Source organism: Rhizobium sp. Root1204, assembly GCF_001424965.1.
GTDB lineage: Bacteria > Pseudomonadota > Alphaproteobacteria > Rhizobiales > Rhizobiaceae > Pararhizobium.
The window spans coordinates 50614-63368 of record NZ_LMCZ01000001.1 but is presented as its reverse complement, the minus strand read 5'-3'; the positions used below and the strand labels follow the sequence as shown (position 1 = coordinate 63368).

The following is a 12755-nucleotide window of genomic DNA, read 5'->3' as shown; positions in this document are numbered from 1 at the left end:
TCTTGCTGCAGGAAACGACCACATCGCGGATGAAACCCGCTGTCGCGCTTGAGGGCATTTCCAAGTCCTTTCCGGGCGTTAAAGCGCTGTCCGGCGTCTCGCTCGCCTTGTATCCCGGCTCCGTCACGGCGCTGATCGGCGAAAACGGCGCGGGTAAGTCGACGCTCGTGAAAATCCTCACCGGCATCTACCAGCCGGACGGCGGCACGATCCGGGTTAATGGGGAAGGAACCCATTTCCCGACGGCCATGGCCGCCGCACACGCCGGTGTCACGGCGATCCATCAGGAAACCGTGCTGTTCGATGAACTGTCGGTCGCTGAAAACATCTTCCTCGGCCATGCGCCGCGCGGCCGTTTCGGGCTGATCGACTGGACGACGCTCAATAACAATGCCCGTGACCTGCTGCGCCGTGTCGGTGCGGATATCGATCCGACCATCCGGCTGCGCGACCTCGGCATTGCCAACAAGCATATGGTGGCGATTGCCCGCGCCCTGTCGATCGACGCCAGCGTCGTGATCATGGACGAGCCGACGGCTGCCCTGTCGCACAAGGAAATCCATGAGCTTTATGAACTGATCGACCGGCTAAAAGCAGACGGCAAGGCGATCCTGTTCATCAGCCACAAGTTCGATGAAATCTTCCGCATTGCCGACCGCTACACCGTATTCCGTGATGGTGGCATGGTCGGCGAGGGGTTGATTGCCGACGTCACCCAGGATCAGCTGGTCAAAATGATGGTCGGCCGCGATGTCGGTCAGGTCTTCCCGAAGGTCGATGTCGATATCGGCGAACCGGTGCTGACGGTTTCGGGCTACCGTCATCCGACTGAATTCGAAGACATCAATTTCGAGCTGCGCCGCGGCGAAATCCTTGGTTTCTACGGTCTGATCGGTGCGGGCCGCTCCGAATTCATGCAGTCGCTGATCGGTATCACCCGGCCATCCGCGGGTGCGGTCAAACTTCACGGCGAAGTGCTGGTCATCCGATCTCCCGCCGAGGCGATCGAGGCCGGTATCGTTTACGTACCGGAGGAGCGCGGCCGTCAAGGCGCGATCATCGGCCTGCCGATCTTCCAGAACGTCACGCTGCCTTCGCTGCAGAAGACTTCACGGGCCGGTTTCCTGAAGCTCGCCAATGAGTTTGCCCTGGCGCGCGACTATACGCAGCGCCTCGATCTTCGCGCTGCCTCGCTCGATCAGGATGTCGGCACACTGTCAGGCGGTAACCAGCAGAAGGTGGTGATCGCCAAATGGCTGGCGACGCAGCCGAAAGTGATCATCCTCGATGAACCGACAAAGGGCATCGATATCGGCTCCAAGGCTGCGGTGCATGCCTTCATGAGCGAACTGGCAGGGCAGGGATTGAGTGTCATCATGGTCTCCTCGGAAATTCCCGAAATCATGGGCATGGCCGACCGGGTCATCGTCATGCGCGAAGGCCGCATTGCCGGGCGTTTTGAGCGTGCCGAACTGACGGCTGAAAAGCTGGTGCGGGCCGCCGCTGGCATCGGGGAGGCTGCGTGATGGCAAAATTGTTGAAGAACCGCGAAATCCTGCTGGTCGTCGCCATCGCTATATTGCTTGCGGCGATTACCCTGCGTTTCCCAGGCTTTATCGCGCCTGCCAATCTGGCGCGTGTCTATAATGACACGTCGATCCTGATCATTCTGGCGCTCGGCCAGATGGCCGTCATTCTGACGCGCTGCATCGATCTGTCGATGGCGGCCAATCTGGCGCTGTGCGGCATGGTCGCCGCCATGCTCAATGCGGCGTTTCCGGGCATTCCGATTCCGCTGGTCATTTTGGTGGTTGTGGCCCTTGGCGCTCTCCTCGGTTCGATCAATGGCCTGCTGGTCTGGAAGCTGGAAATCCCGCCGATTGTCGTGACGCTCGGAACGCTCACCATCTTTCGCGGGAGCATTTTCCTTCTGAGCAAGGGCGCGTGGATCAACGCCCATCAGATGAGCGATGCCTTCAAGGCGCTGCCACGCACATCACTGATCGGCTTTCCGGTTCTGTCCTGGCTCTCGGTTCTGGCAATCGCCGCCGTCTATATCCTGATGACGCGCACGGCGGTCGGCCGGGCTTTCTTCGCTGTCGGCGGCAATCCGCATGCGGCCGTCTATACCGGCATCGATGTCGGCCGCACGCGCTTCTTCGCCTATTGCCTGTCCGGCGGTCTCGCGGGTCTCGCCGGTTATCTCTGGGTATCGCGCTATGCCGTTGCTTACGTCGATATCGCCGCCGGTTTCGAACTCGATATCATCGCGGCCTGCGTCATTGGCGGCATTTCGATTGCCGGTGGCATCGGTTCGGTCGGCGGTGCCGTGCTCGGCGGCCTGTTCCTCGGCGTCATCAAGAATGCTCTGCCGGTCATCAATATCTCGCCCTTTGCCCAGCTGGCGATTTCCGGAACGGTGATCATCATCGCTGTTGCCGTCAACGCCCGCACCGAAAAGCGCAAGGGACGTGTCATTCTGAAGAAAGCGGAGGCGGTCTGATGGCGGAGGCGCATCTTTCACCCCGGATCATTCCGGACCGGCTGCAAAGTCGGGGCAGCCGGGCGCTAAAAAGCTGGGAGAGCCTGCTTCTGGTGGTGGCGATTGCGATTTTCGCGATCAATTCCTTCGCGTCGCCCTATTTCCTCGATCCGTGGAACCTGTCCGACGCGACGTTCAATTTCACCGAAAAGGCGTTGATTGCCTTCGCCATGGCTCTGGTCATCATTTCCGGCGAGATCGACCTCTCCGTCGCCTCGATCATCGCTTTGTCCTCGACCGCCATGGGGCTTGCCGTCACCATGGGCGCCGATATGCCGATGCTTGTCGTCGTCGGTCTCGGCACCGGTCTGCTTTGCGGTGCTATCAACGGCCTGCTGATCACCGGTCTGGGCCTGCCATCGATCGTGGTGACTATCGGCACTATGAGCCTGTTTCGCGGCCTGTCCTTCATCATATTGGGCGATCAGGCCTATACGGGCTATCCGGCCAGCTTCGCCTATTTCGGCCAAGGCTATGTTTGGTGGGTCTTCTCGTTCGAATTCGCGCTGTTCGTGTTCTTCGCAATTGTCTACAGCGTGCTGCTGCACAAGACCAATTTTGGCCGCGCCGTCTATGCCATCGGCAACAATCAGACGGCGGCGCTGTTTTCCGGCGTCCGCGTCGGCCGGGTCAAGTTCATCCTGTTCCTGCTCACGGGCCTGATGGCCGGCATTGCCTCGATCTGCCTGACCTCGCGCCTCGGCTCCACGCGTCCGTCGATCGCGCTCGGTGTCGAATTGGAAGTGGTGACAATGGTGGTGCTCGGTGGTGTCAGCATTCTCGGCGGCTCCGGTACCATTCCGGGCGTCGTGCTTGCCGCCTTCATCATGGGCATGGTCACCTTCGGCTTCGGGCTTCTCAATGTACCGGGTATCGTCATGTCGATCTTCATCGGCGTGTTGTTGATTTCCGTCATCGCATTGCCGATCCTGTGGTCACGCGCACGCCGCCGCAGGGCGCATTGAGGATATTATGGAAAAATACGCTTTTCGCATGCGGCTCAACCCAGGCATGACTGAAGAATACAAGGCGAGGCATGACGCGATCTGGCCGGAACTGTCCGCGTTGCTGGCGGAGGCCGGGGTGTCGGATTACTCGATCCATCTCGATGAAGAGACTAACCTGCTGTTCGGTGTTCTCTGGCGGCGGGATGATCACACCATGGCCGATCTGCCCAAACATCCGGTGATGCAGAAATGGTGGGCCTATATGGCTGACATCATGGAGACGAAGGCCGATAACGAACCGGTCGCCGTCCCGCTTGTTCCCGTCTTTCATATGAAGTGATCCCATGAAGACCATCGCCGTCATCGATATCGGCAAGACGAATGCCAAGGTCGCCTTGGTTGATCTCGACCGGTTCGAGGAAACGGCGGTGCGCAAGACCGCCAACGGCGTCGTGACCGAAGGTCTCTATCCGCATTTCGATGTCGAGCGCCTGTGGCGTTTCATCACCGAAAGTCTCGCCGCACTGAATGCCGAGACGCCGTTCGACGCGATCTCGGTGACCACCCATGGGGCAACAGCGGTGCTGCTCGACAAGAACGGCGATCTCGCCCTGCCACTACTGGATTATGAATTCACCGGCCCTGACACACTGTCCGGTGACTATGACAAAGTACGTCCGCTCTTTGCCGAGACCGGCGCGGCGCGGCTACCAATGGGATTGAACATCGGTGCGCAGATCTACTGGCAGGAACAGACATTCCCTGACCAGTTTGCCGATGTCGCCAGCATCCTGACCTATGCGCAATATTGGTCCTACCGGCTGACCGGTGTTCTTTCCACCGAACTGACGTCGCTCGGCTGCCATACCGATCTGTGGAATCCCTATTTTGCCGACTTCTCCACGATGGTCGACACTCGCGGCTGGCGGCCGCTGTTTGCACCCGTTCGGCGCGCCAGCGATGTTCTGGGTGGATTGACACCGCAGGCGGCGAGGGACACCGGCCTACCCATCGGTCTGCCGGTCTATTGCGGCATTCACGATTCCAATTCCTCGCTGCTTCCGCATGTGCTGACGCGGGCCGCCCCTTTCTCGGTTGTGTCCACCGGGACCTGGGTGGTGATGATGGCGATGGGCGCAAGGAAAGTGGCGCTGGACGAAGCGCGCGACACGCTGATCAACGTCAATGCGCTCGGCGATCCCGTCCCATCGGCGCGGTTCATGGGCGGACGGGCATTCTCGACGCTGATCACTGATCCGGCAGTCGCGGTTTCGGAGGATGTCGAGGCGCACGTGGCGGCTGCCCAATGGATGCTTCTGCCATCGGTGCCGGAAGGTTCGGGGCCTTTCCCGCATGCCAAGGCGCGCTGGACCTGCGACGAGGCCTCGTTGACAGGCCCGCAGCGGCTCGCCGTTGTTTCTTTCCATCTGGCGATGATGACGGCCAGTTCGCTCGAACTGATCGGCGCTCAAGGTGAGATCGTGGTCGAAGGGCCGTTTGCGGTCAATTCGAGTTATCTGCGGATGCTGAAGGCGGCGACCGGCCGGCCGGTGCTGATCGGCAGCCAGAGTGCCACCGGGACCAGCCTTGGCGCCGCCTGTCTTGCCGATGCCAGCCAGGCGCAGGCGCACACGGTGGAATTTAAAGGTTCCGTTCCTGAAACGTATGTTGCCTATGCGGCAAGCTGGATGAAACACATCCAGTCTTTATAGACGGCGCCGGGGACGCATGCGTCGCTTATGCCGATCCGGCCCTGTTGTCGGCGCAGAAGATTGCTGACAAGAGGCCCGGAAACCGCGCCTCCAGGTCATCCTGCCGCAAGGACATATAGATGACCCGGCCCTCCGGCCGTTGCCGGATGACCCCGGCCTCGCGCAGCACGCGCCAATGATGCGTCATCGTCGATTTCGAAACATCGGTCACGAAATCGCTGCAGATACACTCGCCGAGCGCAATCTGTTTGACCGCGGCCAGCCGGATGGGGTTTCCCAGAGCCAAAAGGATGTCGGGCAGGCGAAGGTCTTCACGCGTGGGATGATGGTCGTTCATCATGCGAAGATAATAAACAGTTCGCGTACAGTCAAACTTTTTGACTGCGTCACGTTGACAATTGTACGATTCTATCCGTACTATCAAATCATCAAGACTGCGCAGCCTTGCTCCCGCAACAAAGAGATATCCATCATGTCACCATCACCCGCAACCGGCGGTCACCGGCGGCTGGGCTGGACATTGTTCCTGCTCGCCTTTGCCCAGCTCGTCATCGCTGTCGACTATAATATCGTCTTCGTCGCATTGCCTGACATCGGCGCGCAACTTGGTTTCTCGCGCCAGACCCTGCAATGGGTAGTCAGCGCCTATGGTGTCGCCTTTGGCGGCTTCCTGCTTCTGGGCGGCCGCGCCGCCGACCTTCTCGGCCGCCGCCGTATCTTCATCTTTGCCCTCGCGCTGTACGGCGTATCCTCGCTGGTCGGTGGTTTGGCGGCAAGTCCAAGTGCCATGATCATCGCCCGGGCCATCCAGGGTGTCGGCGGCGCCTTGCTGTTTCCCGCAACCCTGTCTCTCGTCACCACATTGTTTGCCGAGGGGCGAGAACGCAACCGCGCCCTGGCGATCTGGGGCGGTGCCGGTGCTTCCGGCCTGACGGTCGGCGCTCTTCTCGGCGGCATCCTCACCAGTGCTTATGGCTGGCCTGCCGTGTTTTACGTCAACGTGCCACTCGTTGTCATCATCATCGCCGGTGCCCTGATCGTCATGCCGCGTGATGTCAGCCAGGGCTCGCATCGCAGCTTCGATCTTCCGGGTGCGCTGACCGCGACAATCGGCATTACGCTGCTGGTTTACGTCCTCGTTGAAGGGCCGGAAGTTGGCTGGGCGTCGTCTTCGATCCTGGTGGCTCTGGTTGCCGGTCTGATCCTGCTGGCAGCCTTCTTCGTCATCGAAGCCCGCAGCGATGATCCGCTGATGCCATTGCGGCTGTTGTCCAACCGCTACGCGCTGGCGGGCATGCTGCTGACGCTGTTCTTCGGCGCCACCTTGGGTGCGTTGCCCTACTTCGAGACCGTCCTTTTCCAGGGCATGCTCGGCTTTGACGCCCTGTGGACTGGCCTGGCCTTCCTCGTTCCAGCCATTGCCATCTTCGTGGGCACGCAACTGGGCGAGCGCATGGCGACGGGCTCGGGCGTTCGCACAAGCCTGGTGATCGGCCAGGTCCTCAGCGTCGCCGGCATGGTTGCGTTCGCCTACGGGATTTCGCCGGAATGGGGCTATGCGGGGCTTGTCCCGGGCATGGCTGTGCTCGGTGTCGGCCAGGGCATGGTGTGGACTGCCATGTGGATCGTCTCGGCAACTGGGGTTGCGCAGGAGGAACAGGGCGTGGCGTCGGGCATGGCATCGACCAGCCTGCAGGTTGGATTGGCCGTCGGCCTCGCCATTCTGGTTGCTGTCGCCAACGGCGTCGGCGAAGCGACCGGCCAAACGGCCGTGGCCGGGCTGATCGAAGGGACCCGGTTCGCCGTCTATCTGGCTGCTGTGGGAACCGTTTTGGGGCTGATCGTTGCCCTGACACTGCCGCGCCGTGCCGAAATCCCGGCAGGCGCGCAATACGCTCCAGCCGAATGACCCTGCGGCCCGCCCTTCGGGGCGGGTCTCACCGGCTGTAGCGTTGGCGCTCAAGGAACCGTGGGAAAACGAGGGGCAAACTGGCGGCTGCAGCCTTCAAGGTCTGCGGCACTTCGCGTGTCCAAGGACACGCAACAATACGGCATGTCCTGCAACACAAATATGCTGCCGGACCGACGTATGATTTGACTATATCCTAGAAGATCCGGGCGTTCACAGATTTGCTATCATCCTCGATAGTCAGGAGGATGGAGACTGCTGCCAGTGTCAGGGTGGCGATAAGCGTAGCGCTTAGTCCCAGAACAATCATTGCCCGTTCCTTCTACGTCATCATCATGATGCCGCTTCACCTTGGCCGGCTATGCTTGCGTATGGCTTGTGCCGGTCAGAATAGGCAGTAGTTAATGGCGGGGTGTCTCAAGTTCAACTGCCAAGTTTTACCATTGAAAACCTGTTGTTTCTCCAATGCCGCACAAACCCCCGTTTCACAGGCGGTTGCGCCCCGTGAAGGCAATATGCCGCCAATTTTAGTGAAAGAAGATACGGACTATCAACCGTTAACCTTCAAGCAAGGAATTAACCATAAACATGGTCGTACACGTTGGAGTGGGAAAATCTACTTCCCCGCAAGGCATGACGCCGTACCGACGAACCGGTTCTGACCCGGTATGCACTTTCACCGGATATTTCTTGGGAACGAAGCGGCCGATCGCCGTGGCCAGCCGGCAATAGCCGTCGCCACTTGGCGTCTTGCAAGACGGCATGCTTGGGCAAAGCCCCTTTCGAACATCCGGTGACGAGTGGATGCACTGTGCGCCGTTCACGGCATGCGGACATGCCGCAAGAGTTTGATTTTCTACAGGATACCTCTGAAAGCCATGCGGTTTGCAGAGATGAGATACCGGACCGGGGAAAAGCGTGAGGCAGGAAACATCGCCAGATCAGACGAGGAAAGCTCAGGCAGGCAGCCTGCTGGAGCGCTTGCGTTTTGCCGGGCTTGATGAAGACCAGACCGACGTTTTGCGAAAACACCGCCAGTCGCTTGGAACAGAGGTCGAGCTTGCGTTGCGCGACCTGTTCCAGCGTCTTCAGACCTTTCCGGATGCCGCGCGCCATTTCACCAGCGACCGCCAGATCGACCGGCTGCATGACCTCCAGTCGTCGCATTGGAGCGTGCTGACCGACGCCCGCTTCGACAGCCTCTATGCCGAGCGCGTCAAGGTATTGTCGGATACCGAAAGCAAGATGGGCCTTGACCCGCGCTGGCAGATTGCCGGCCATTCGGTTGTGCTCGAACGCCTGATCTGTTCGATGATCGAGCAGTTCTGGCCGAAATCGATGCTGTCGCTTGGCAAGGCGAGCAGGAAGGAATTGACGGATCTCGTCGCTGCCCTCGTCCGCACCGTGTTCGTCGATACCGAGATTTCCGTTTCCCTGCGCTTCAACGAACAGCGCCACAGCCACCAGCGCCAGCTGGCCGAACAGCGCAAGGCAGGCGAAGCCGAGGCACTGGCTCTGTTTGGCGATGTCACCCAGGCGCTTGGCCGCGGCGACCTTTCCGTCCGCACGTCCGAAGACGTGGCCACGGCATACCAGCCGTTGGCCCAGGGCCTGAATGGTGCGCTCGACGCCATCCAGAACGAATTCATCGGTCTTGCGGACCGCGCCGTCACGCTCGAAACATCGTCGCGCAATCTTGCCGGTCAGACTGGACACTTTGCCGAGGTTGCGCAACAGCAGTCGGACGTGCTCGGCGAGACCGTCCGGTCGCTCGGTGCTATCGTCGACCGGGTCAAGCACAATGCCACCCAGACGCGGGCGGCCGAAAAGAGCGTTGCCGTGACCCGCCAGTCGGCTGAACACAGCGGCGAGATTGCCGGACAGGCCATTTCGGCGATGGCCGATATCGAAGCGTCTGCGGAAAAAATCGGACAGATCATCGGTGTCATCGATGAGATCGCTTTCCAGACCAATCTGCTGGCGCTGAATGCCGGCATCGAGGCGGCGCGTGCTGGCGAAAGCGGCCGCGGTTTTGCGGTCGTTGCCCAGGAAGTGCGCGCCTTGGCGCAGCGTTCTGGTGATGCGGCCCGTGAAATCAAGCAGCTGGTATCGAGCACCAAGTCCCAGGTCGAGGCGGGGGTCGAGCGTGTTGGCCGCACCCAGGACGCCATCAGCAATATCGTCGAGCAGGTGCGCGGCATCAATGATGCGATCGCCGGTATCGCCGAAGAAACCGCCGAACAGGTCACCGGTCTTCAGGCCGCAACATCCGATCTCGGTCGCATCGGTGCCGAAATCGGCGCCAGTGCCCAGCAGGCGGCGGGCGCCAAGGAAACTTGCGACGACTTGCATACCGTCATTCTCGAGCTCGGCCAGACCATTCGCCAGTTCCATGTCCAGCGGCAGGCGCCGAAGACCGCCTTCACATCGTCCTATTCGACGCCTGCGGTGATTGCGCCAGCCGGACGGCCGGGCGAAATCGCGGGCGAAAACAATGACGGCTTCGATGACAGTTATGGTCTTCAGGGCCGTCTTGCCGGGTGGTCGCGCTGATGCAGAGCCGTTGCAAACACACATTGCCGAGACTGGCGATCGTTGAGGGACAGTATCTGCGTTCGCGTGGGCGCACTGAAAACCAGTTGAACCATCCGTGTAAATTACTCTCAGCCAGACAAGGAAAGTAGAGATGGCAGCCAAGAAAGCCGCTCGGAAAAGTTTGAGCCTCGCTCCGGTCCTCGACCTCAACGAGGCCAACGCGCTGCATGGCAAGCTGATGGCTCTACGCGGCAATCCGCTCGCGATCGATGCATCCGCGGTCGAGCGCGTCGGAGCCCTCTGCGTTCAGGTCCTGATGGCTGGGGCAAAAAGCTGGGAAGAGGATAATCAGTCTTTCACCTTCGCCAAGGTGTCGGACGCATTTACGAAAACGACACAGCTCATCGGGGTCAATATCGACCACCTGATGGCAAAGGAGATTTGAGACATGAAAAAGAAAGTTCTCACAGTCGACGATTCCAGAACCATCCGGAACATGCTTCTGGTGACATTGAACAATGCCGGTTTCGAAACGATCCAGGCCGAAGACGGCATCGAGGGCCTCGAAGTTCTTGAAGATGCCAATCCGGATGTGATCGTCACCGACATCAACATGCCGCGTCTCGATGGCTTCGGCTTCATCGAAGGCGTGCGCAAGAACGAGAAATTCCGGGCAATCCCGATCCTGGTTCTGACAACCGAAAGCGACGCGGAAAAGAAGAACCGCGCACGCCAGGCCGGCGCGACCGGTTGGATCGTCAAGCCGTTCGATCCGACCAAGCTGATCGATGCAATCGAGCGCGTAACCGCCTAACGCCAGGATTCCCGCCATGGATATGAACGAAATCAAAGAGATTTTCTTTCAGGAATGCGAGGAGCAGCTCGCCGAACTGGAATCCGGTCTCCTGAGGCTCAATGACGGCGATCGCGATCCGGAAACGGTGAACGCGGTTTTCCGTGCGGTCCACTCCATCAAGGGTGGCGCCGGAGCGTTCGGGCTGGATGATCTGGTCTCTTTCGCGCACGTGTTCGAGACCACGCTTGATTGCGTTCGTTCCAACAAGCTGGAACCAAACCAGGATGTCCTGAAGGTCATGCTGAAATCGGCAGATGTGCTGGCCGACCTCACCAATGTCGCCCGCGACGGCGGCAGTGTCGATCAGGCGCGTTCGGCGCAACTGATCCGTGAACTTGAGGCATTGGCCAAGGGCGAGGCGCCTCCGGCGGCCGCTCCCGTCGCGGCTGCCCCGAAAGCGGTTGCGGCGCCTGTCGCGCCGGCTCCAGTCAGCAACGATGAAGGCTTCGTTCCCGTCGCCTTCTCCTTTGACGATTTCGGCGATGAAGATGAGGCTGTAGCCGATCTTCCGTCCTATGAAATTGTCTTCAAGCCGAAGTCGGAACTCTATACCAAGGGCAATGAGGCGACGCTGCTCCTGCGCGATCTCTCGCGCCTCGGTGAAATGAGCATCCATTGCAATATGGATGGCCTGCCATCCCTTGACCAGATGGATCCGGAAGCGGCCTATTTCTCCTGGAAAGTTTCGATCAAAACCGACAAGGGCGAAGATGCCATCCGTTCGGTCTTCGAATTCGCCGAGTGGGATTGCGATCTCGAAGTAACGGCGCACGAAACGGGCGAGGCTTCGGAGGCTGTCGCTGACGACCTGCCAATGCAGCCGGTGCCGTTTGACCTCTCTGCGCTCGACGACGAGCCCGATGCGCCGCTTGGCGTGGTTGAAGAAGAAGAGCAGATCGCCGCCGTGCAGGAAGCCGTCGCGGCCGCCGAAGCTGCGTCCAATGTCGTTCAGATGGCGGCCAGCGCGTCGCGTGCTCCCGCCGCTGACAAGGGTGCAGCCGCTGCCGCTGCCCAGAACAATGCCCAGCAGGCTTCGTCTGCCGCCGCTCCGACCATCCGCGTCGATCTCGATCGAGTTGACCGGCTGATCAACCTCGTCGGCGAACTGGTCATCAACCAGGCCATGCTGTCGCAGAGCGTCATCGAGAACGATTCGAACGGTGTTTCCTCGATCAATATGGGTCTCGAAGAGCTGCAGCAACTCACCCGCGAGATCCAGGACTCGGTCATGGCGATCCGCGCGCAGCCGGTGAAGCCGGTCTTCCAGCGCATGGCTCGTACTGTCCGTGAAATTGCCGATATCACTGGCAAGTCGGTCCGCCTCGTCACCGAGGGTGAAAACACTGAAGTCGACAAGACCGTCATCGACAAGCTCGCTGAACCGCTGACCCACATGATCCGCAACGCGGTCGATCACGGTCTCGAAATGCCGGAAAAGCGTATTGCCGCCGGTAAAAATGCCGAAGGCACCGTTAAGCTGACCGCCAAGCACCGCTCTGGCCGTATCGTCATCGAACTCTCCGACGACGGCGCCGGCATCAACCGCGAGAAGGTGCGCCAGAAGGCGATTGACAACGATTTGATCGCCGCCGATGCCAATCTGTCGGACGAGGAAATCGACAACCTGATTTTCCACGCCGGCTTCTCAACCGCCGACAAGGTTTCCGACCTGTCCGGCCGGGGCGTCGGCATGGACGTGGTCAAGCGCTCCATCCAGGCGCTCGGCGGGCGTATCAACATCTCGTCGAAGCCTGGCCATGGCTCGGTCTTCACCATGAGCCTGCCGCTGACGCTGGCCGTTCTCGACGGCATGGTCGTCACCGTTGCCGGCCAGACGCTGGTCGTGCCGCTGACCGCGATTGTCGAAACCTTGCAGCCGGATGCCGCAGCGATTCATTCCTTCGGTGCGACGCAGCGGTTGATCTCGATCCGCAATTCGTTCTGCCCGCTGGTCGATGTCGGCCGTATTCTGAATTTCCGTGCAACCCAGGCCAATCCGGTCGAAGGCGTCGCCCTTCTGGTGGAATCCGAAGGCGGTGGCCAGCGTGCTCTGATGGTCGATGCCATCCAGGGGCAGCGTCAGGTCGTCATCAAGAGCCTCGAGGCCAACTACACCCACGTGCCCGGCATCGCCGCCGCCACTATTCTCGGCGACGGCCGTGTAGCCCTTATTCTGGACGTCGATGCTGTTGTTGCAGCCTCGCGCGGCCAGTCCTTGCAACACGAAACATCGCTGGCCGCCGCAGGGTAAGAC

At 60.3% G+C, this 12755-nt stretch carries 11 protein-coding genes; 10 read left to right on the top strand and 1 reads right to left on the bottom strand.

The window, feature by feature from the left end:
- Nucleotides 1-29: 29 nt before the first annotated feature.
- From ASC96_RS00330 to ASC96_RS00310, 5 genes are read left to right on the top strand one after another with little or no spacing between them, the layout of a single operon-like run.
- Nucleotides 30-1526 (top strand): sugar ABC transporter ATP-binding protein, encoded by a 1497-nt coding sequence (locus tag ASC96_RS00330; protein WP_060500280.1) that lies wholly within the window; start codon nucleotides 30-32, stop codon nucleotides 1524-1526.
- Nucleotides 1523-2503, top strand: coding sequence for an ABC transporter permease (locus ASC96_RS00325; RefSeq protein ID WP_060500278.1), 981 nt, complete (start codon nucleotides 1523-1525; stop codon nucleotides 2501-2503). Before ASC96_RS00330 ends, ASC96_RS00325 begins: the two co-directional genes overlap by 4 nt.
- The gene (locus tag ASC96_RS00320) at nucleotides 2503-3507 is read left to right on the top strand and encodes an ABC transporter permease (protein WP_060500276.1); all 1005 of its coding nucleotides are present in this window, start codon (nucleotides 2503-2505) and stop codon (nucleotides 3505-3507) included. Before ASC96_RS00325 ends, ASC96_RS00320 begins: the two co-directional genes overlap by 1 nt.
- A gap of 7 nt (nucleotides 3508-3514) precedes the next feature.
- On the top strand, nucleotides 3515-3829 hold the full coding sequence (rhaM, locus tag ASC96_RS00315) for an L-rhamnose mutarotase (RefSeq protein ID WP_060500274.1): 315 nt from the start codon (nucleotides 3515-3517) through the stop codon (nucleotides 3827-3829).
- Between the two features lie 4 nt (nucleotides 3830-3833).
- Nucleotides 3834-5201 carry an FGGY-family carbohydrate kinase gene (locus ASC96_RS00310; protein WP_060500272.1) on the top strand — a complete coding sequence of 456 codons (1368 nt, stop codon included), beginning with the start codon at nucleotides 3834-3836 and terminating at the stop codon, nucleotides 5199-5201.
- A 25-nt stretch (nucleotides 5202-5226) separates the two neighbouring features.
- Here the strand turns inward: ASC96_RS00310 and ASC96_RS00305 are convergent, their stop codons facing one another.
- Entirely contained in the window at nucleotides 5227-5541 is a 315-nt protein-coding gene (locus ASC96_RS00305) for a helix-turn-helix domain-containing protein (protein ID WP_200954867.1), read from the bottom strand.
- A 132-nt stretch (nucleotides 5542-5673) separates the two neighbouring features.
- Here ASC96_RS00305 and ASC96_RS00300 point away from each other — a divergent pair, with 132 nt between their 5' ends.
- The 5 genes from ASC96_RS00300 (at nucleotide 5674) to ASC96_RS00280 (ending at nucleotide 12752) form a co-directional block, all read left to right on the top strand.
- Nucleotides 5674-7110 carry an MFS transporter gene (locus tag ASC96_RS00300; protein WP_060501328.1) on the top strand — a complete coding sequence of 479 codons (1437 nt, stop codon included), beginning with the start codon at nucleotides 5674-5676 and terminating at the stop codon, nucleotides 7108-7110.
- A 918-nt stretch (nucleotides 7111-8028) separates the two neighbouring features.
- A complete protein-coding gene (locus ASC96_RS00295; RefSeq protein ID WP_082511878.1) occupies nucleotides 8029-9663 on the top strand; it encodes a globin-coupled sensor protein in 1635 nt (544 codons plus the stop codon).
- 133 nt (nucleotides 9664-9796) lie between these two features.
- Complete coding sequence (locus tag ASC96_RS00290) at nucleotides 9797-10090, top strand: STAS domain-containing protein (RefSeq protein ID WP_037105515.1); 294 nt, start codon at nucleotides 9797-9799, stop codon at nucleotides 10088-10090.
- A 3-nt stretch (nucleotides 10091-10093) separates the two neighbouring features.
- Complete coding sequence (gene cheY1, locus ASC96_RS00285) at nucleotides 10094-10459, top strand: chemotaxis response regulator CheY1 (protein WP_037105517.1); 366 nt, start codon at nucleotides 10094-10096, stop codon at nucleotides 10457-10459.
- A gap of 16 nt (nucleotides 10460-10475) precedes the next feature.
- A complete protein-coding gene (locus tag ASC96_RS00280; RefSeq protein ID WP_060500270.1) occupies nucleotides 10476-12752 on the top strand; it encodes a chemotaxis protein CheA in 2277 nt (758 codons plus the stop codon).
- The last annotated feature ends 3 nt before the right edge of the window (nucleotides 12753-12755 follow it).

Coding starts and splice junctions, on each gene's coding strand:
- ASC96_RS00310 (WP_060500272.1), top strand. CDS start 3,834: ATGAAGACCATCGCCGTCATCGATATCGGCAAGACGAATGCCAAGGTC.
- ASC96_RS00280 (WP_060500270.1), top strand. CDS start 10,476: ATGGATATGAACGAAATCAAAGAGATTTTCTTTCAGGAATGCGAGGAG.
- rhaM (WP_060500274.1), top strand. CDS start 3,515: ATGGAAAAATACGCTTTTCGCATGCGGCTCAACCCAGGCATGACTGAA.
- ASC96_RS00330 (WP_060500280.1), top strand. CDS start 30: ATGAAACCCGCTGTCGCGCTTGAGGGCATTTCCAAGTCCTTTCCGGGC.
- ASC96_RS00320 (WP_060500276.1), top strand. CDS start 2,503: ATGGCGGAGGCGCATCTTTCACCCCGGATCATTCCGGACCGGCTGCAA.
- ASC96_RS00300 (WP_060501328.1), top strand. CDS start 5,674: ATGTCACCATCACCCGCAACCGGCGGTCACCGGCGGCTGGGCTGGACA.
- cheY1 (WP_037105517.1), top strand. CDS start 10,094: ATGAAAAAGAAAGTTCTCACAGTCGACGATTCCAGAACCATCCGGAAC.
- ASC96_RS00305 (WP_200954867.1), bottom strand. CDS start 5,541: ATGATGAACGACCATCATCCCACGCGTGAAGACCTTCGCCTGCCCGAC.
- ASC96_RS00290 (WP_037105515.1), top strand. CDS start 9,797: ATGGCAGCCAAGAAAGCCGCTCGGAAAAGTTTGAGCCTCGCTCCGGTC.